Annotated in this window: 15 protein-coding genes; 6 read left to right on the top strand and 9 right to left on the bottom strand. The window is 66.4% G+C overall.

What is annotated here, in order from left to right; genetic code table 11:
* Positions 1–5: 5 nt before the first annotated feature.
* Positions 6–770: an ankyrin repeat domain-containing protein gene (locus tag H7A86_RS13990; RefSeq protein WP_164739169.1), complete on the bottom strand. Its 765-nt coding sequence runs from the start codon at positions 768–770 to the stop codon at positions 6–8.
* 241 nt (positions 771–1011) lie between these two features.
* Between H7A86_RS13990 and H7A86_RS13985 the strand changes: the two genes are divergently transcribed.
* Complete coding sequence (locus H7A86_RS13985) at positions 1012–1716, top strand: HAD family hydrolase (RefSeq protein ID WP_180708156.1); 705 nt, start codon at positions 1012–1014, stop codon at positions 1714–1716.
* A 1010-nt stretch (positions 1717–2726) separates the two neighbouring features.
* On the opposite strand, the gene H7A86_RS13980 is transcribed toward H7A86_RS13985, so the two are convergent.
* Entirely contained in the window at positions 2727–2951 is a 225-nt protein-coding gene (locus H7A86_RS13980) for a YbdD/YjiX family protein (RefSeq protein WP_016904074.1), read from the bottom strand.
* On the bottom strand, positions 2951–5023 hold the full coding sequence (locus tag H7A86_RS13975; protein ID WP_104648104.1) for a carbon starvation CstA family protein: 2073 nt from the start codon (positions 5021–5023) through the stop codon (positions 2951–2953). The genes H7A86_RS13980 and H7A86_RS13975 overlap by 1 nt, the downstream gene beginning before the upstream one ends.
* A 232-nt stretch (positions 5024–5255) precedes the next feature.
* On the opposite strand from H7A86_RS13975, the gene H7A86_RS13970 reads away from it, so the two are divergent.
* Positions 5256–6113 carry a pirin family protein gene (locus H7A86_RS13970; RefSeq protein ID WP_119131225.1) on the top strand — a complete coding sequence of 286 codons (858 nt, stop codon included), beginning with the start codon at positions 5256–5258 and terminating at the stop codon, positions 6111–6113.
* A gap of 255 nt (positions 6114–6368) precedes the next feature.
* On the opposite strand, the gene H7A86_RS13965 is transcribed toward H7A86_RS13970, so the two are convergent.
* From H7A86_RS13965 to nfi, 3 genes are all read right to left on the bottom strand, one after another.
* On the bottom strand, positions 6369–6830 hold the full coding sequence (locus H7A86_RS13965; protein ID WP_119127870.1) for a hypothetical protein: 462 nt from the start codon (positions 6828–6830) through the stop codon (positions 6369–6371).
* Positions 6831–7083: 253 nt separating this feature from the next.
* Entirely contained in the window at positions 7084–7974 is an 891-nt protein-coding gene (locus H7A86_RS13960) for a pirin family protein (RefSeq protein WP_119127871.1), read from the bottom strand.
* A 199-nt stretch (positions 7975–8173) separates the two neighbouring features.
* Positions 8174–8887 (bottom strand): deoxyribonuclease V, encoded by a 714-nt coding sequence (gene nfi, locus H7A86_RS13955; protein WP_119131226.1) that lies wholly within the window; start codon positions 8885–8887, stop codon positions 8174–8176.
* A 103-nt stretch (positions 8888–8990) separates the two neighbouring features.
* On the opposite strand from nfi, the gene gpmA reads away from it, so the two are divergent.
* From gpmA to H7A86_RS13935, 4 genes are all read left to right on the top strand, one after another.
* Positions 8991–9740 carry a 2,3-diphosphoglycerate-dependent phosphoglycerate mutase gene (gene gpmA / locus H7A86_RS13950; RefSeq protein ID WP_119131227.1) on the top strand — a complete coding sequence of 250 codons (750 nt, stop codon included), beginning with the start codon at positions 8991–8993 and terminating at the stop codon, positions 9738–9740.
* 153 nt (positions 9741–9893) lie between these two features.
* Complete coding sequence (locus H7A86_RS13945) at positions 9894–10211, top strand: hypothetical protein (protein WP_104583146.1); 318 nt, start codon at positions 9894–9896, stop codon at positions 10209–10211.
* A gap of 247 nt (positions 10212–10458) precedes the next feature.
* The gene (locus H7A86_RS13940) at positions 10459–12558 is read left to right on the top strand and encodes a M13 family metallopeptidase (RefSeq protein WP_119131509.1); all 2100 of its coding nucleotides are present in this window, start codon (positions 10459–10461) and stop codon (positions 12556–12558) included.
* 154 nt (positions 12559–12712) lie between these two features.
* Positions 12713–14275: a phospholipase D family protein gene (locus tag H7A86_RS13935; RefSeq protein WP_119131228.1), complete on the top strand. Its 1563-nt coding sequence runs from the start codon at positions 12713–12715 to the stop codon at positions 14273–14275.
* Positions 14276–14300: 25 nt separating this feature from the next.
* On the opposite strand, the gene H7A86_RS13930 is transcribed toward H7A86_RS13935, so the two are convergent.
* From H7A86_RS13930 to H7A86_RS13920, 3 genes are read right to left on the bottom strand one after another with little or no spacing between them, the layout of a single operon-like run.
* Positions 14301–15440: a protein-glutamate methylesterase/protein-glutamine glutaminase gene (locus tag H7A86_RS13930; protein ID WP_180708155.1), complete on the bottom strand. Its 1140-nt coding sequence runs from the start codon at positions 15438–15440 to the stop codon at positions 14301–14303.
* Positions 15437–16243: a CheR family methyltransferase gene (locus tag H7A86_RS13925; RefSeq protein WP_104583123.1), complete on the bottom strand. Its 807-nt coding sequence runs from the start codon at positions 16241–16243 to the stop codon at positions 15437–15439. Before H7A86_RS13925 ends, H7A86_RS13930 begins: the two co-directional genes overlap by 4 nt.
* 2 nt (positions 16244–16245) lie before the next feature.
* Positions 16246–17529 (bottom strand): EAL domain-containing response regulator, encoded by a 1284-nt coding sequence (locus tag H7A86_RS13920; protein WP_119131230.1) that lies wholly within the window; start codon positions 17527–17529, stop codon positions 16246–16248.
* Positions 17530–17554: the final 25 nt, after the last annotated feature.

Below are 17554 nucleotides of genomic sequence, written 5' to 3'. Positions count from 1 at the left end.
CCCGCTTAGCGGCTGCTTTCCACGGGAATGTTGTGGGCGCTCAACCATGCGCGCACGTCCGCCCTGACCTGCTGGCCGGCGGCATTGAGCAGGCGATCGGGGGTGGTGAAGAAATACGCCTGAAAGGTTTTCTGTTGCGCGTTGCGCAACGTCGGATCCACGCCGGCCTTGAGCAATTGCAGCACTGCCGGACTCGCCGCGCCGCTTTGGGCGGCCAGGTGCAGCACACTGTTGCCGGTGTTGTCGACGCGCTGCAGATCGGCGCCGGCGTCGATCAACAACGCGATCTGCGCATCGCGCTTGCTCTGCACGGCGCGGAACAACGGTGTCCAGCCTGCGCGTGCGCTGACCACGTCGATCGGCGCCTTGTGCTGCAGCAGGATCTTCAGGTACTCCGCGTCCTGCGCCATGGCGGCCATGTGCACGACCGTTTCCTGGTCCATGCCCGGCAACGACGGGTCTGCGCCTGCATCGAGCAATGCGGCCAGGGCGCGGGGTTGTTCATTCCAGATCGCCCACTCGAGCAGGGTGACGTTCTGATCGCCGTGTGCGGCGAGGTCGACTGTCGGTGCGAGTGCGCCGATTCGGGCGACGTCACCGTGCGCAATGGCGTTGGCAATATCGCTCAGGCCGGGGTCGCGGAAGGCGACGGTGTGATCGTGCAGCGTAGCTGACATGGTGGTTTGCTCCTTGGCACCGGGCGAGGCGGTGCATGAGACCGCGAAAAACGAGGTCGCAAGAACGAGCAGGGTGGGGAATCGCGGTTGCATCGAAATCTCCTTCTCCTGATCGCATTCCTGGTGGCACTGCGGTGTGTCCTTCCGCAGCCGGGCCGATCCTACCAGCTGCCCAACCGACGCGCGGTAAGATTTCGTGACATGCGCCGGCGCCTGGGTGTCGGCCGTTGAGGCCGCTCGCCGTGGTGATGTCTGCATGGTGCCGATGCACCACGATGGGCTTCACACGCGGATGCAATCTACAACAGCCAACGGTCACAACGCGCTCGGCATAATGGTGCTTTGCGAACAGATGGGTGCAATGGTTTACGAATTACTGATCAGCGACTGCGATGGCGTGCTTGTCGACAGCGAGATACTGGCCGACCGGGTGATGCGCGAGGCGCTGGCGGCCTTCGTGCCGGCCGAGGCGTTGGAGCATTTGCTCGGGACAACGTTCGGGCAGACCACGCGTGAGGTATTGCTGCGCGTGCAGGAACACTTCGCCGTGCAGCTGCCGGAGACCTTGCTGGCCCAGATCCAGGCGCGTAGCGAAGCCTTGATCAAGGCCGAGGTGCAGCCGATCGCCGGCGTGCGCGACGCATTGGAACAGATACCGTTGCCGCTGGCGGTGGCCTCCAACAGCCGCCGCCACAATGTGATCGCCTCGGTCGAACGGGTGGGGCTCACCGCACGTGCGGCGGGGCATGTCTTCGCTGCCGATATGGTGGAGCGTCCCAAGCCGGCGCCTGATGTCTATCTACTGGCTGCACGCACCCTGGGCGTTGCGCCGGAGCGCTGCCTGGTGATCGAAGACAGCCCCACCGGTGCGACTGCCGCATTGGCGGCCGGCATGCAGGTGCTGGGTTTCACCGGGGCCAGCCATATCCCGCAGGGGCATGCCGACACCTTGCGTCGGCTTGGCGTGCTGGCGGTGTTCGACGATATGCGCGATTTACCGGCGTTGTTCGAGCGGCTCACGAAAAAACGCGCTGGCTGAGCGCTGCTGACAAGAGTTGTTGAATGCGGTGTCGATGGCGGCGAAGTGGCAGCCAGCTCGTTCTTCAACCGCAGTCGGCCAGATCGTGCAATCGACTTGCGATAACAGAGCTGTCGAGCCGTAGCGTGGTTTGAGTGCAGTCAAACGCTCAGGTCAAAGTCCAGGTCAACAGCTCGGTGGGTCGAGGGCGCGGTGCCCTCACCACTCGCGGGACACGCCGCAAGTACGTCCATGTAGGCGCGGTGGCGGCATCCATGCCGCCACACGGTCCCGCAACCGGCGAGGACACCGCACCAGACGCTTGGTCGGTGGCCAGGTGAAACCTGCTTGTTGCCAGACCTGCGGTGAGGCGCTGAGAAAAAGTCGTAGGGTGCTTGTTCAAAGCTTGCCTGTCGCTCGAACTGCAATGAGTATTTTCAGGCGCAACATGATCCAAGCAACGTAGGTCATGCCCTAGCTCGCAACCATGCACACCGACCCTCTTGACTGGCCCTTGCCCGCCCACCGTCGCGGGACCTTGAGCGGCATGGATGCCGCGCCAGAGCCTACAAGGACGTACTTGCGGCGTGTCCCGCGATGGTGGGCGGGCAAGGGCCCTGCAGCCAGGCCGCAGATCACTCGCCCTACAACTGATCCATCGGCAAGGCCGTCCATCGGCCGCCCCGCCTTGCGGCGTGTCCCGCAGCGGTTGGCGGGCAAGCGCCTTGCAACCAGGCCGCAGATCACCCGCCCTACAACTGTTCCTTCCGCAAGGCCGTCCATCGGCCGCCCGGCCTTGCGGCGTGTCCCGCAGCGTGGGCGGGCAAGGGCCCTGCAGCCAGGCCGCAGATCACCCGCCCTACAACTGATCCATCGGCAAGGCCATCCATCGGCCGCCCGTGCTTGCGGTGTGTCCGCGCTGATGAGTGCGAGAGGACTCCCTGCGGCCAATCCCAAGCCATCAACGCAGCAGGGCGCGATTCGCATCGCGCCCTGCTGCATTCCGACTCGCCACCTGCCCGGTCATCCGGTCAGCAGCAGCGAAACCCGCTCTTGCCGCCATAACGCGCGTCCTGGCGCTCGCGGAAGAAGGTGGGGTAGTCCATCACCGGCTTGTCGGGGTGTTTTTCCAGCATGTGGCGCACGTAGTTGTCGTAATCGGGAATGCCGCAGCACAGGCGGGCGGTCTGTATTAGGCGCCGCCAGATGCGGCGATGCACCTGGTACTGGCTGGCAAGAACGAGTTGGGTGCCCATTACAGGTCCGCCATCTGGTGTGGCTGCAAGGCCACGTACGGGGTTTCGCGATCACTGCGCTGCGGATTGCGGCGCGCAATCACGATCGTCCTGACCGCGTAGACCAGGATCGATCCCACCACGAACAGGAACAGCACCGTCAGCCCGGTGTTGACGTAGGCATTGGTGACGATCTGCTGCATCTGCGCCACCGTCTTGGCCGGCGCGGTGATGGTGTTGCCGGCGATGGCGTCCTGGTACTTGTGCGCCTGCGCCAGGAAGCCCTGCGCCGGGTTGCTGTCGAAGATCTTGATCAGCCCCGCATACGTGGTGCAGATCAGCAGCCACAACGCCGGCACCAGCGTGACCCAGGCGTAGCGGTCGCGCTTCATCTTGAACAGCACCACCGTGCCCAGCATCAGCGCGATCCCGGCCAGCATCTGGTTGGAGATGCCGAACAACGGCCACAGGGTCTGGATGCCGCCGAACGGATCGATCACGCCGGTGTAGAGCAGATAGCCCCACAGCGCCACGCAGCCGGCCGTGGCGATGATGTTGGCGGTCCACGATTCGGTCTTCTTCAGTGCCGGGATGAAGTTGCCCAGCAGGTCCTGCAGCATGAAGCGGCCCGCACGTGTGCCGGCATCCACTGCGGTCAGGATGAACAGCGCTTCGAACAGGATCGCGAAGTGGTACCAGAATGCCATGGTGTCTTCGCCCGGCAGCAGATGGTGCAGGATCTGCGCGATGCCCACCGCCAGGGTGGGCGCACCACCGGCGCGTGCCAGGATGCTGTGCTCGCCGATGTCGCGTGCCGTGGCTTCCAGCACCTCGGGCGTGATCGCAAAGCCCCACTCGGACACCTTGGCCGCAACGGCCACCGTGTCGCTGCCGACCAGCGAGGCCGGGCTGTTCATGGCGAAGTAGATGCCCGGCTCGATGATCGATGCGGCCACCAGCGCCATCACCGCCACGAACGATTCCATCAGCATGCCGCCGTAGCCGATGTAGCGCATGTGGCCTTCGTTGGCGAGCAGCTTGGGCGTGGTGCCCGAGGCGATCAACGCGTGGAAGCCGGAGACCGCGCCGCAGGCGATGGTGATGAACAGGAACGGGAAGATGCCGCCTTTCCACACCGGGCCGTCGCCGGTGGACGCGAACTGGGTCAGCGCCGGCATCTTCAGGTCCGGCATGACCACCACGATGCCGATCGCCAGCGCCAGGATCGTGCCGATCTTGAGGAAGGTGGACAGGTAATCGCGCGGTGCCAGCAACAGCCACACCGGCAACACCGAGGCGACGAAGCCGTAGCCGATCAGCATCCAGGTGATCTGCTTGGCGGTGAAGGTGAATGCCGGGCCCCAGCTCGGATCTGCCGCGACCTTGCCGCCCAGCCAGATCGCACCCAGCAACAGGATCAGGCCGACCACCGAAATCTCGCCGATCTTGCCGACCCGGATGTAGCGCATGTACACGCCCATCATCAGCGCGATCGGCATCGTGGCGATGACGGTGAACATGCCCCACGGGCTTTCGGCCAGCGCCTTGACCACCACCATCGCCAGCACCGCCAGGATGATGATCATGATCAGGAAGGCGCCGAACAGGGCGATGGTGCCGGGCACCTGGCCCATTTCCTCGCGCACCAGATCGCCCAGCGAGCGGCCGTTGCGGCGGCTGGACAGGAACAGCACCACGAAGTCCTGCACCGCCCCGGCAAACACCACGCCGACCACCAGCCACAGCAGGCCGGGCAGGTAGCCCATCTGTGCGGCGAGCACCGGACCGACCAGGGGCCCGGCGCCGGCGATCGCGGCGAAATGGTGGCCGAACAGCACGTGCTTGTTGGTGGGCACGTAGTCCAGGCCGTCGTTGTTGGCCACCGCCGGCGTGGCGCGGGTCACGTCCAGCTGCATCACCTTGTCGGCGATGAACAGGCTGTAGAAGCGGTAGGCGATCAGATAAATCGACACCGCCGCCACCACGATCCATAGCGCATTGATGTGCTCGCCACGCCGCAGCGCCACGGTACCCAGACAGAACGCGGCCAGCAGCGCCAGCGCGCCCCAGGCCAGCTTCGAGAACCCTTTCATGCATGCCCCTCAGGAACGATTCGCCCAAGGGTCCCCCCGTGCCAGGCTGCGGTCAATGGCAGCGTTCCGCGGCAGGGTAAAACTTTGGTCGTAGAGTATTCGGGTACACGATGCGCTAGCGCCCGCCATAGGAGGCCGACGATTGGAACGATCGGTTGCAGCGGCCGTGGTTGGGCGTTGCAGCAGGCGCACCCATCATTGGTGCACCGACCCACTGCACAGGGATCACGCAATGAGCACCCCCACCACGACACCGGCGCATGTGCTGCGCACCATCCGCGGCATGCCGACCTCCGACGGCGCCGGGGTCAAGCTGACCCGCGTCATCGGCACCCAGCAGCTGCCGGATCTGGACCCGTTCCTGATGCTCGACGAGTTCGGCACCGAAAAGGCCGAGGACTACATCGGCGGTTTCCCAAGCCACCCGCACCGCGGCTTCGAGACGGTGACCTACATGCTGGACGGGCGCATGCGCCACAAGGACAACCACGGCAACGAGGGCCTGCTGACCCCGGGCAGCGTGCAGTGGATGACCGCCGGCCGCGGGCTGATCCATTCGGAAATGCCCGAGCAGGAATCCGGGCGCATGCGCGGCTTCCAGCTGTGGGTGAACCTGCCGGCGCGCGACAAGATGACCGATCCCAGGTATCAGGAGTACGCACCGGACAGCATCCCGGTCGCGCAGCCGGCGCCCGGTGTCACGGTCAAGGTGATCGCCGGAGCCGTGGGCCAGGTGCGCGGCCCGATCGTGCAACCGGCCACCGAGCCGGTGTACCTGGATATCGCACTGGCACCGGAGGCGTCCTGGGACTATGTGCTGCCCAGCGGCCACAACACGTTTGCCTACGCCTTTGAAGGTGCGGTGACGGTGGGCGAGGGCGATGCCGTGCGTGCGCTGCCGGCGCAGGAACTGGCGGTGCTGGGCGGCGGTGAGCGCCTGACGCTACGGGCCGGTGCCGACGGCGCGCAGCTGATCCTGGTGGCGGGCCGCCCGCTCAACGAGCCGGTGATGCGGCACGGCCCGTTCGTGATGAACACCAAGCAGGAATTGATGCAGGCCTTCGTCGACTTCCAGGAAGGCCGGTTTTAGCCGGCCGCTCGCGCCACGCGTAGGAGAGCGGCGTGAGTGACCGCCTGCTGGAGGTGGCCGACATCTGCCCGCTCCATCGGCTGCGCACCGACGAGGTGCGCGCCGATACGGCACTGCAGGATGACGGCGACGCGTCGGGTGTTGCAGCAGGCATGTGCAAGCGCAGGCGCGCCGGGCATGCAACGGCGTGTACGCAGCTGGCGCGCGCCGGGCCGCATCATGTCGGCATGACCTGGCGCTTCACTCCCGGTTGCGTCAGCGCTGCAAGGCCAGGCTGGCGGGCTGCAGATCCATGTTCTGCACCAGCGATTGCATCGAGGCCAGCTCTTCGGTGCTGGCGCCGTCGATCCAGAGCTGTGCATAGCGTTTCTTGCCAAGCTCGACCACGGTGACGCGGCGCGATTCCATGCCCGGCAGCTCGCGGCCGCCCAGGTCGAGCTTGTACCAGTAAAAGTCTTCCTGCTGGATCTGGCCCTTCTCCGCGCGGCGGTCACGCGCCAGCGTCATCGCCGGGTCGCGCGTGGTCAGCATCACGCCGATCACCTGGCGACCGTCTGCAGTCATGGCCTTGCAGAACAGATAGTCCGCACCTGAAAGCTCGCTCCACTGCAGCCCGGAGGCTGGCGGCAACGGTGGGCAGACCGGTGAGGTTTGGGCGTGAACGGTGGCGGCGGCCAACAACAGGCTCAGGCCGACAAGGCAGGATGCGGACTTCATTCAAGTGTTCCCCGGCGTTGGATGTCTGCGCAGGGACAGCGTCGTTGACCGTGTCGCGGCATCAGCCCGTGCGCTCCCCGCCCGGCTGTGCCCGCACGCAACCTGTCCCCAACCTATGTCGACATGACTACCACAGGTGGGGCTGCAAGCTCAAGCGCAATTCGCAGGTTGGGCTGCAATCGGTCGTGCGCGCGGGCACTCCCGTTGCGAGACCTGGGTTGGCAGCGCGGCACTGCCGGGCTGCCGGCTGCGGTCAGGGGTAGTTGACCGGCTTGGGCGCCGGGGTTTGCGGCAGTGGAATGAATTCCTTGTCGTCGCCGGGAATGCGGCCGAAGCGGCCGGCCTGCCAATCGTCCTTGGCCTGCTCGATGCGCTCCCTGGAACTGGAGACGAAGTTCCACCACAGGTGGCGCGGCCCATCCAGCGGCTCGCCGCCGAGCAGCATCGCTTTGAGCGGCGTCCTGGCGCGCAGGCGCCCGCGGCTGCCGGGCGAGGGTACGATCAGGTGGCGCGCGGGCACGTCGGTGCCATCCAGCTGCGCCTCGCCTTCCAGGATGTAGAGCGCACGTTCGGCGTGGCCGGTGTCCAGGTCGATCTCCGCCTCCGGCTGCAGATCCAGCGCGACGTTGAGCGTGCCGCTGAACACCTGTACCGGCGATTCCTCGCCGTACGCGCGGCCGGCGATCACGCGTAGCCAGACACCAGCGCGGCGTTGCTGCGGCAGGCTGGCGGCGGCGTGGTGATGGAAGGCGGGCGCGGTCTCTTCGGCCGAGCGCGGCAGCGCGATCCAGGTCTGCATGCCGTGCAGCGCATGCGTGCGGGCGCGCTCGGGGGCCGGCGTGCGCTCGGAATGGGCGATACCGCGGCCGGCGGTCATCCAGTTGACGTCGCCGGGGCGGATCACCTGGTCAGAGCCCAGGCTGTCGCGGTGGCCGATCTCGCCGGACCACAGGAAGGTCACTGTCGCCAGGCCGATATGCGGATGCGGGCGCACGTCGATGCCGTGATCCGGCTCCAGCACCGCCGGGCCCATATGGTCGACGAACACGAATGGGCCGACGCTGCGCGCCTGCAGCGTGGGCACGGCGCGGCGCACTTCCAGCCCGCCGATGTCATGCACGCGGGGAGCGATCAAGGTGGTCATGGCGGCGGCTCTGATCAAGTCGAATGGACACCAGCTTTGCATGTGCGCGCGCGGCCTGGCGAGCGCTTCACCAAGACGGATCGTCCCGGAGACAGTCGCTGCGCGGCGTGCTGGCGGCCAGAACGAACGTGCCGAGATGGGCGGTTGCAGACGACAGAGGCAGGCACGCGCGCTGTCGATCGCGATTGGCCCATCCGCGCTAGAACAGCTGTCCGGAGGCGGCGCTGTGCAGGGCGATTTCGCCGCGCCGCGAGGCCAGCCGATCGGCCAGGCGCGTGGGCTCGGGCAGGCGATAGGCGCGCAACGTACGCAGCGTCCAGTCGAGCGCGCCCTGCATCGAGACGCGGTGGCCAGGCGAGACGATCAGCGGATTGCAGCGCGGCTTGCTGCGCAGCGCCCAGCCGATCTGCGTGCCACCCAGCAGGATCGGGCTGTGGTCGCCGCGCTCGGGCCCCGGCGCGACGAAGCTGCCCGCCAGGCGTTGCTTGGCCACGCCGATGCTGGGCAGGCCGGTCACCACGCCAAAGTGCGCAGCGATGCCGAGCTTGCGCGGATGCGCGATGCCCTGGCCGTCGATGAAGATCAGATCCGGGGGGCGCGACAACAGTGCCAGCGCCTGCAACAAGGCCGGCAGCTCACGAAAGCTGAGCAGGCCCGGCACGTACGGCATCGACGTGGGCACCCGCGCGATGTGCGTTTCCAGCGGCATCAGCGTGTCTGCATCCAGCAGCACCGCTGCCGCGCGCGTGGTCTGGCCGTCGTCTTCGAAGCCGACGTCGAAGCCGGCGAGCAGTTGCGGTGTTGCGCCGAGCTGGTCCTGCAGCACCACGCGGTGTGCCAGTTGCTGTTGCAACTGTCGCGCCTGGATGACGCTGCCATCCCAACCGGCAAAGACGGGATCGATCGTTTGCATGGCCCCAGCATCGCGCGCTGGCCGTGGCGGTCTCGTGCATGCCTGCGATGCGCTGGCTGCCGTTACAATCGCAGGCTGATCGGCCCCCAATCGGAGAACCGTAGTGACCCGCAAACTCGTACTGCTGCGCCATGGCCAGAGCCAATGGAACCTGGACAACCGTTTCACCGGCTGGGTGGATGTGGAACTCACCGAGCAAGGCCGCCAGGAAGCCGCTGCGGCCGGCAAGCTGATGAAGGACGAAGGGTTGCAGTTCGATGTGGCGCACACCTCGGTGCTCAAGCGCGCCATCCACACGCTGCAGGGTGCGTTGAAGGAACTGGACCAGGACTGGTTGCCGGTGTCCAAGAGCTGGCGCCTCAACGAGCGCCACTACGGTGGCCTGCAGGGGCTGGACAAGGCCGAAACCGCGGCCAAGCACGGCGAAGAGCAGGTCAAGATCTGGCGCCGTTCCTACGACATTCCGCCGCCGGCGATGGACGTCAACGATCCGGGGCATCCGTGTCACGATCGTCGCTACGCCACGCTGGATCGCAATGCATTGCCGGGTACCGAGTCGCTGGCGACCACGCTGGTGCGCGTGCTGCCGTACTGGCACGACGCGATCGCACCGCAGTTGAAGGCCGGGCAGACCGTGCTGGTGACCGCGCACGGCAACTCGCTGCGTGCGCTGTACAAATACCTCAACGCGGTGTCCAACGAGCAGATCCTGGAGCTCAATATCCCGACCGGCATCCCGTTGCTGTTCGAGCTGGACGATACCCTGCAGGTGCAAAGCTACCGCTACCTGGGCGACCCGGAAGCGGCCAAGCGCGCCGCCGACGCGGTGGCCAATCAGGGCAAGGCGAAGTAATCGCCGCATCCGCTGGCTGCGCTGCGTGCATGGCGCGCAGCGTGGCGTGGAGTTTGCGGTGCGCGCTCGATTGACGCGTGCGGATTTGACACGCATGCGCGCCTGTTGGTGGATCGGGCAGGTGCGCATGCGGGTTCTTCCAGGGGAGACATGATGTCCAGCAAGCGGAAAAGGCAACAGATGAGTGCCACCTACTGCCGCGCGTATCTGGTGACGTTGGGGCTGCTGTTGGGCGGTGGCGGCGCTGCGTTCGCGTTGCTGGCCCGGGGCAGTGTGTCCGGTTCGGCGCTGGGCCTGGCGCTGCTGGTCGGCATCGTGGGTGTGGCGCTGCTGGCGTTCGGTTTCTGGGGGCCGTCGCGACGGATGGAGTCCTGGGCGGAGGCGGCGTCCGGGCATGAGGTCGCGCTGGTGCTGATGGTGCTGGCGTATCCGGTGTACCTGTTGATGGCACCGCTGTACGCGCGCAAATGACCGCAGTCGATGGCGCTGCTGCTGCGCCGGATTGCCGAAGTGGTTTCTGCGGCGGCAACAGCGGTGGCATGCACGTGCCCAGGCCACGTGGAGTGCGTCGTGGGACGTGTGCTCTTCGATAGGGCGCGGCAGCGGGCGTCAGGACGTTGCGGTGCCGTTGCAATGATGACGTGGTTGGTGCGTCTGCGCTGATTGCCTACTTTTTTGACTGCGCATGACGCGGTCGCATGCCTTGGAGAATGGAAAGATGTTGAGCAAATTTGCGCCACTGTCGCTTGCAGTGGCCATCGCGGTGACGCTCTCGGCGTGTGGCCGCTCCGAGGACACCGCCAGGCCGGCACCGGCCGCACCGCCGGCCGCGCCGACCAGGGTCGATGTGTCCAAGCTCGATGCGCCGATCGTGGCCTTCGGCGTCAACGACCTGGATCCGGCCATCAACGCGTGCCAGGACCTCAACGGCTTCGTCAACGCCAAGTGGCTCAAGGCCAACCCGGTGCCGTCGGACCGCACCAGCTGGGGCAGTTTCGAGGTGCTGGCCGAGCGTTCGCGGACCATCCAGCACGCGTTGGTGGAGCAACTGGCGCGCGGCAACCTGTCGGCCGGCTCGGTGGACGCCAAGATCGCCGACCTGTGGCGCACCGGCTCGGACGAAGCGGCGATCGACGCCGCCGGCATCACGCCGCTGCAGCCGCAGCTCAAGGCGATCGATGCGCTGACCGATGCGCCGTCCATCGCCGCGTGGTTGCGCGACAGCTATGCCAAGGGCCAGGGCTTCCTGTTCTCGTTCGGCGCCAATGCCGACTACAAGCATTCCGAACAGATGATCGCCTACGCAGGCCAGGGAGGTCTGGGCTTGCCCGAGAAGGGCTATTACACCGATCCGGCGCAGGCCAGGATCCGTGAGCAGTACGTGGCCTACATCGCGCGCGTGCTGGAGTTGTCCGGCATTCCCGCCGCGCAGGCGGCCACGCAGGCCAAGGCGGTGATGGCGTTCGAAACCCGCCTGGCCGCCGCCTCGCTGTCGCGCATCGAACTGCGCGACCCGGCCAAGCGCTACAACCCGGTCGATGTGGCCGGTGCCAACGCGGTGACACCGCATTTCGACTGGCAGGCGTTCTTCAGCGCACTCAAGGTGCCGGCGGGGACGTTCTCGCTGAGCCAGCCGGGTTACTTCGCCGAACTCGATGCGATGCTGGCCGATACGCCGGTGGAAACCTGGAAGGCCTACCTGCGTTTCCACAGTGTGGACGAGGCGGCACCGTATCTGGCCAAGCCGTTCGAGCAGGCCAACTTCGATTTCTATGCCAAGACGCTGCGTGGCCAGCAGGACATGCTGCCGCGCTGGAAGCGCACCTTGAATGCGGTCAACGAGGCGATGGGCGAGGCACTGGGCCAGCTGTACGTGCAGTCCGCATTCCCGGCCGAGTCCAAGCAGCAGATGCAGCAGCTGGTGCAGAACCTCTCGGTGGCGCTCAAGGCGCGGCTGGAACAGCTCGACTGGATGAGCGCGGAAACCAAGCAGCGCGCGCTGGAGAAGTGGGCCAGTTTCACGCCCAAGATCGGCTACCCGGATCAGTGGCGCGACTGGTCCGGCCTGGAGACCCGGGGTGACGGATTCCTGGCCAACATGCAGGCCGCGCAGGCATTCAACTATCGCTACATGCTGGACAAGATCGGCAAGCCGGTCGACAAGCGCGAGTGGCATATGACCCCGCAGACGGTCAATGCGTACTACAACGCCACCCGCAACGAGATCGTGTTCCCGGCGGCGATCCTGCAGCCGCCGTTCTTCGACCCCAAGGCCGACCCGGCATTGAATTACGGCGGGATCGGAGCGGTGATCGGGCACGAGATGATGCATGGCTACGACGACTCGGGCAGCCAGTTCGATGCCAAGGGCAACTTCGATACCTGGTGGACCGATGCGGACCGCAAGCTGTTCACCCAGCGCACCGACCAGCTGGTGGCGCAGTTCGACGGCTATGAGGCGATCCCTGGCGTCAACGTCAAAGGCAGGCTGACCCTGGGCGAGAACATCGGCGATCTCGGTGGCCTGACCGTGGCCTATGACGCGCTGCAGATGGCATTGAAGGAACAGCCCGGCGCCAACAAGGACATCGACGGTTATACGCAGGACCAGCGCTTCTTCATGAACTGGGCCACGGTGTGGCGCCGCAACTTCACCGACGGCGAATTGCGCGTGCGCCTGAACACCGACCCGCATGCGCCGGCCAATTTCCGCGCCAATGGTGCGCCGTCGAACATGCCGGCATTTGCGCAGGCGTTCCAGTGCAAGCCGGGCGATGCGATGGTGCGTGGCGACAAGGATCGCGTTGCGATCTGGTAAGCGGCATCGCATCCGGCGCGGACTGTTGCGACAGTCTGCGCTGGAAAATCCGCTGTTTTTGCGCGTTTGTCGAGCTCGCTTGTGCGCTTGCGTCTGCACATCGACATGCAGGTGCAGCGTCTAGACTGCCGCGCTCTGCAACACGGGGGCGGCAGTGACGAGGCGAAAAATCATCAAATGGGTGGGCATCGGTGCACTGGTGCTCCTGCTGGGCAGCGTGCTGTCGCTGTACGGCTACGGACGCTTTGCCGATCGTCAGCGTGGTGCGGTGAGCCACGCGCTGCCTGCCACCGCAATCGCCACGCCGATCGATCAGGTGGTGGCGCCGCTGCAGCAGGCACATGCCGGTCAGACCGGCATGGTGATCCTGCCCGACAATGTCGATGCGTTCGCGGTGCGTGCGCTCACCGCGCGTGCGGCCGGGCGCAGCCTGGATCTGCAGTACTACATCTGGCATGCCGACTTCACTGGCAACCTGCTGCACAACGAACTGCTGCAGGCGGCCGATCGCGGCGTGCGCGTGCGCCTGCTGCTGGACGACATGAACATCCATGGCAGCGATTCGGTGCTGGCGGCGCTGGACAGCCACCCGATGATCGAGATCCGTCTGTTCAATCCCACCCGTGCGCGCGAAGGCACGCTGATGCGTGGGGTGGAGATGGTGCTGCGCATGCTCAGCATCAACCGGCGCATGCACAACAAGGCCTGGATTGCCGATGGTCGGATGGCGGTGGTGGGTGGCCGCAATGTGGGCGATGAATACTTCGATGCGGCGCGCGACACCAATTTCATGGACATGGACGCGGCACTGATGGGGCCGGCCGTGGGCCAGGCCGAGCAGGTCTTCGATGCGTACTGGAACAGCCCCAATGCCCTGCCGCTGGCTGCGCTGGTGACCGCCAAGCCACAGGCACTGGATGCGTTGCGCGGCAGCCTGGATGCCGGCCTGGAGTCGGCACGCGCGCATCCGTATGTGCAGCGGCTGCGCCAGTCGCCCAGCGTGCAGGCGTTGACGCAGGGCCAGCGCCAGGTGCATTGGCTGGACCAGGCGCGCATCGTTTCCGACCCGCCGGAAAAGGCCGAGGGCGCACCGCCGCAGGCGGACTGGATGACGCCGGTGTTGATCGGCGAAATGGCGCATGCGCAGCGGGAATTGAAGGTGATCTCGCCGTACTTCGTGCCCGGCGAGGACGGCATGCGCTGGATCGGCGCGTTGCGTCGGCGCAATGTGCGCGTCAGCGTGTTGACCAACTCGCTGGCGGCAAACGATGTGGTTGCCGTGCACAGCGGCTATGCCGATTACCGGGTGCCCCTGCTTACGCAAGGCGTGCGCCTGCACGAGCTCAAGCCGATGGGCAAGCCGGACGGCAGCCTGTTCGGCTCCAGCGGGGCCAGCCTGCACACCAAGGCGTTCGTGGTGGACGACAGCAGCGGCTTCATCGGCTCGTTCAATCTGGATCCGCGCTCGATGAACCTCAATACCGAGATGGGCCTGCTGTTCAACGATCGCGCAGTGGCCGCGCAGCTGGAGCAGGTCTACAACCGCAAGATCGGCGCACCGGTGAGTTACCGCGTGACCCTGGAGCGGGGCGCGCTGCGCTGGCACGACGATGCGGCGCAGCCGCCCGAGGTGTGGTCGCAAGAGCCGGCTGCGAGCGTGTGGCGGCGTGGTGCGGCGACGGTGATGGGCTGGTTGCCGCTGGAGTCGCAGTTGTAATTTCGCCGCTTGCGCGTGCGGCGCGCTACTGCAGCTGCGTCACGATCTCGCGCGCCATCGCGCCCAGCGGCAGGATGCGGTCGGCGCCGCCGCGTTTGATCGCTTCCTTGGGCATGCCGAATACGATGCTGGTGTGCTCGTCCTGCGCCACCGTGCGCGCGCCGGCCTGACGCATTTCCAGCAGCCCGGCGGCGCCGTCGTCGCCCATGCCGGTCATGATGATGCCCAGCGCATTGCTGCCGGCCGCACGTGCGGCCGAGCGGAACAGCACATCCACCGACGGACGATGCCGGTTGACCGGCGGGCCTTCCATCACTTCGACAAAGTACTGCGCGCCACTGCGGCGCAGCAGCAGATGCTTGCCGCCGGGCGCGATCAGCGCGCGGCCCGGCATCACCCGGTCGTTGTTGGTGGCCTCTTTCACTGCGATCTGGCACAAGCCATTCAGGCGCGCGGCGAAGGCGGCGGTGAATTTCTCCGGCATGTGCTGCACGATCACGATGCCGGGACAGACGCGCGGCAACGCGGTCAGCACTTCTTCAAGCGCCTGGGTGCCGCCGGTGGAGGTGCCGATGGCGACGATGCGCTCGGTGGTCTGCGCCAGCGCGCGCCCGCTTTGCGCCGGCAGGATCACATCGGCGGTGTGCTTGACCTCCGCTTCCAGCGGCGCTGCGGCAACCCGTGCGGCCAGCCGCTTGACGTTGGCGCGTGCGGCGCTGCGCACGGTATTGACCAGTTCGTCGGCCGAGTCGGTGAGGAACTGCTTGAGCCCCAGGCGCGGTTTGGTCACCACGGCCACCGCACCGGCGGCCAGGGCATCCATGGTGACGCGTGCGCCTTTTTCGGTGAGCGTGGAACAGATCACCACCGGGGTGGGGCGTTCGCTCATGATCTTGCGCAGGAAGGTGATGCCGTCCATGCGCGGCATTTCCACATCCAGCACGATCACGTCCGGCCATTGCTTGCGCATCTTCTCGATCGCCAGCAGCGGGTCGGCCGCGGTGGCGATGACCTCGATGTCGGGCGCGTCGTTGAGCACGCCCACCAGCACCTGGCGCACCACCGCCGAGTCGTCGACGACCATGGCCTTGATGGCATCGGTGCGGGCAATGGGGCTGGCGGCAGGGCGGTTGAAGGCGGTCGACACGGCGGATCCTTGGCTCAGGCCTTGCGGAAGATCGAGGGTGCCACCTGGACCAGATCGATGTCGAGTTCGCTCAGGCTCTCCGAATGACCGATGCAGAAATAGCCGCCCGATTTGAGGTTGGACAGCACACGCAGGATGACCTCGCGCTTGGTCTGGCCATTGAAATAGATCATCACATTGCGCAGGAAGATCGCATCGAAGCTGCCCAGCATCGGCAAGGCCGTATTGAGGTTGGCATGCACGAACCTGACCCGGTCGCGCAGGCGCCGTTCCACCAGCAAGGTGCCGTCGTATTCGCCTTGGCCACGCAGGCAATAGCGCTTGAGATAGGGCTGCGGAATGCCGTCGATGCGCTGCAGTGCGTAATGCCCGGTGCGCGCCTTGGCCAGCACGCGGGTGCTGATGTCGCTGCCGACCACTTCGAACGGCCGTCCCTGCAAGGCGTCGTCCAGCACCATCGCCATGCTGTAGGCCTCTTCGCCGCTGGAGCTGGCCGCGCTCCAGCAGCGGAACGGCAGGCCGCCGCGATGTTCGCCGGCCAGCTTGCGCAGCAGCTCGAAGTGCTTGGGCTCGCGGAAGAAGTAGGTTTCGTTGGTGGTCAGCAGGTCGATCGCGGTCTGGATCTCGGCGCGGTCCTGGCGGCTTTCCAGCAACTGCAGGTACTGCGTGTAGGTGCTGAACTGGTGTTCGCGCAGGCGCTTGCCCAGCCGGCCGCACAACATGGCTTTCTTGCCGGTGGAAATGCTGATGCCCGCCGCTTCGAAGATGAAGCGCTGGAAGCGGCCGAACTCCTGTTCGGTGATGGCGGTGGCTGTGCTCATGGTCAGGCGACATCTGCATCGCTGGGCAGTGCGTTGCCGCACAGGCGTGCGATGCGCACGGCGTGTTCGCGCCACCATTCCGACAGCATCGGCCCGGGCATCGGCGAGCCCATCAGGTAGCCCTGTGCCAGATCGCAGCCCAGCTCGCGCAGCAGGCGCCAGTCCTCCGGCGTTTCCACCCCTTCGGCCACGGCGGTGAGTTCGAGCCGGTGCGCCAGTTCCAGCGTGGATTCGAGCACGGTGCGCTGACTGCGGCTGCGATGTGCGGCATGCACGAAGCTGCGATCCAATTTGAGTTCGGTGAAGGGAATGCTGGCCAGGCGCTGCAGCGAGGAAAACCCCGTGCCGTAGTCGTCGATCGACAGGCCGAAGCCGTGCAGGCGCAGGCGCGCCAGCATGCTCAAGGCATTGGCCGGCTCCACGATGGCGCTTTCGGTGAGTTCCAGCACCAGATCGGCAGGGCTCAGGCCGTTGTCGCCCAGCTTGCCGCACAGCTGTTCGAGAAAGCCCTGCTCGCCGAGCAGGTTGGGCGACAGGTTCAGCGCCAGGCTCAGCTCCAGGCCTTCTGCGCGCCAGTCCACCAGTTGCGCGACCGCCATGTCGATCACCTGCTGGGTCAGGGCATGGATCAGGCCCTCGCGTTCGGCCAGCGGAATGAAGCGGTCCGGCCCGATCATGTCGCCTTGCGGGCGGCGCCAGCGGGCGAGCGCTTCCACGCCGCGCAGGCGACCGTCCTTGAGATCGAGCTTGGGCTGGTAGGCCACGCGGATTTCGCCGCGGCGCATGGCCCGGTCCAGCCGCGAGGCAGCCGCGCCACCGCTGGACATCAGCGGTGAGATCGCCGCCTGGGCAAACGCGGGCGCGTTCGTGGCCAGCCCCGGCTCGCACTCAAGCACGTTGGCCAGGTCCTGCAGATGCATCGGCTTTTCGATGCCGCCGAGCACGCGCACGCCGGCGCTGCGGCTGAGCTGCATCACCGCATCGATCAGGGCGCCGCCGCGCTGCGAGACAACCACCACCGGCACGCTGTACTTGCCGCGTGCCAGCGCATCCAGCAGCTGCACGCCATCCATGCCCGGCATTTCCAGATCGATCAGCAGCAGCGATGGGGCCACTGCACTGCCCAGCCAGGCCAGCGCGGCGTGGCCGTCGACTGCGCCGTCGACTGCGACGGCGCCGAGCTGGCGGCACAGCGCCATCGCGTGTTCGCGCTGGACCACGCTGTCGTCGACGACCAGTACCGGGCCGTCCAGCGCGCAGCTGCAGGAGAGAAGGGTGGGGCGCATGGGAGTCCTTGCGTGCAGGCTGGAC

The sequence above is a fragment of the Xanthomonas euroxanthea genome, assembly GCF_903989455.1.
Classification (GTDB): domain Bacteria; phylum Pseudomonadota; class Gammaproteobacteria; order Xanthomonadales; family Xanthomonadaceae; genus Xanthomonas; species Xanthomonas euroxanthea.
Note: the sequence above shows the minus strand (reverse complement) of the source record. Positions and strands in the feature narration are given on the sequence as shown.

Excerpts from the sequence above, each read along its gene's own strand:
- H7A86_RS13985 (WP_180708156.1), top strand. The coding sequence starts at position 1,012 with ATGGTGCTTTGCGAACAGATGGGTGCAATGGTTTACGAATTACTGATC.
- H7A86_RS13960 (WP_119127871.1), bottom strand. The coding sequence starts at position 7,974 with ATGACCACCTTGATCGCTCCCCGCGTGCATGACATCGGCGGGCTGGAA.
- H7A86_RS13975 (WP_104648104.1), bottom strand. The coding sequence starts at position 5,023 with ATGAAAGGGTTCTCGAAGCTGGCCTGGGGCGCGCTGGCGCTGCTGGCC.
- H7A86_RS13925 (WP_104583123.1), bottom strand. The coding sequence starts at position 16,243 with ATGAGCACAGCCACCGCCATCACCGAACAGGAGTTCGGCCGCTTCCAG.
- H7A86_RS13970 (WP_119131225.1), top strand. The coding sequence starts at position 5,256 with ATGAGCACCCCCACCACGACACCGGCGCATGTGCTGCGCACCATCCGC.
- H7A86_RS13990 (WP_164739169.1), bottom strand. The coding sequence starts at position 770 with ATGCAACCGCGATTCCCCACCCTGCTCGTTCTTGCGACCTCGTTTTTC.
- H7A86_RS13940 (WP_119131509.1), top strand. The coding sequence starts at position 10,459 with ATGTTGAGCAAATTTGCGCCACTGTCGCTTGCAGTGGCCATCGCGGTG.
- H7A86_RS13945 (WP_104583146.1), top strand. The coding sequence starts at position 9,894 with ATGTCCAGCAAGCGGAAAAGGCAACAGATGAGTGCCACCTACTGCCGC.
- H7A86_RS13920 (WP_119131230.1), bottom strand. The coding sequence starts at position 17,529 with ATGCGCCCCACCCTTCTCTCCTGCAGCTGCGCGCTGGACGGCCCGGTA.
- nfi (WP_119131226.1), bottom strand. The coding sequence starts at position 8,887 with ATGCAAACGATCGATCCCGTCTTTGCCGGTTGGGATGGCAGCGTCATC.
- H7A86_RS13965 (WP_119127870.1), bottom strand. The coding sequence starts at position 6,830 with ATGAAGTCCGCATCCTGCCTTGTCGGCCTGAGCCTGTTGTTGGCCGCC.
- H7A86_RS13980 (WP_016904074.1), bottom strand. The coding sequence starts at position 2,951 with ATGGGCACCCAACTCGTTCTTGCCAGCCAGTACCAGGTGCATCGCCGC.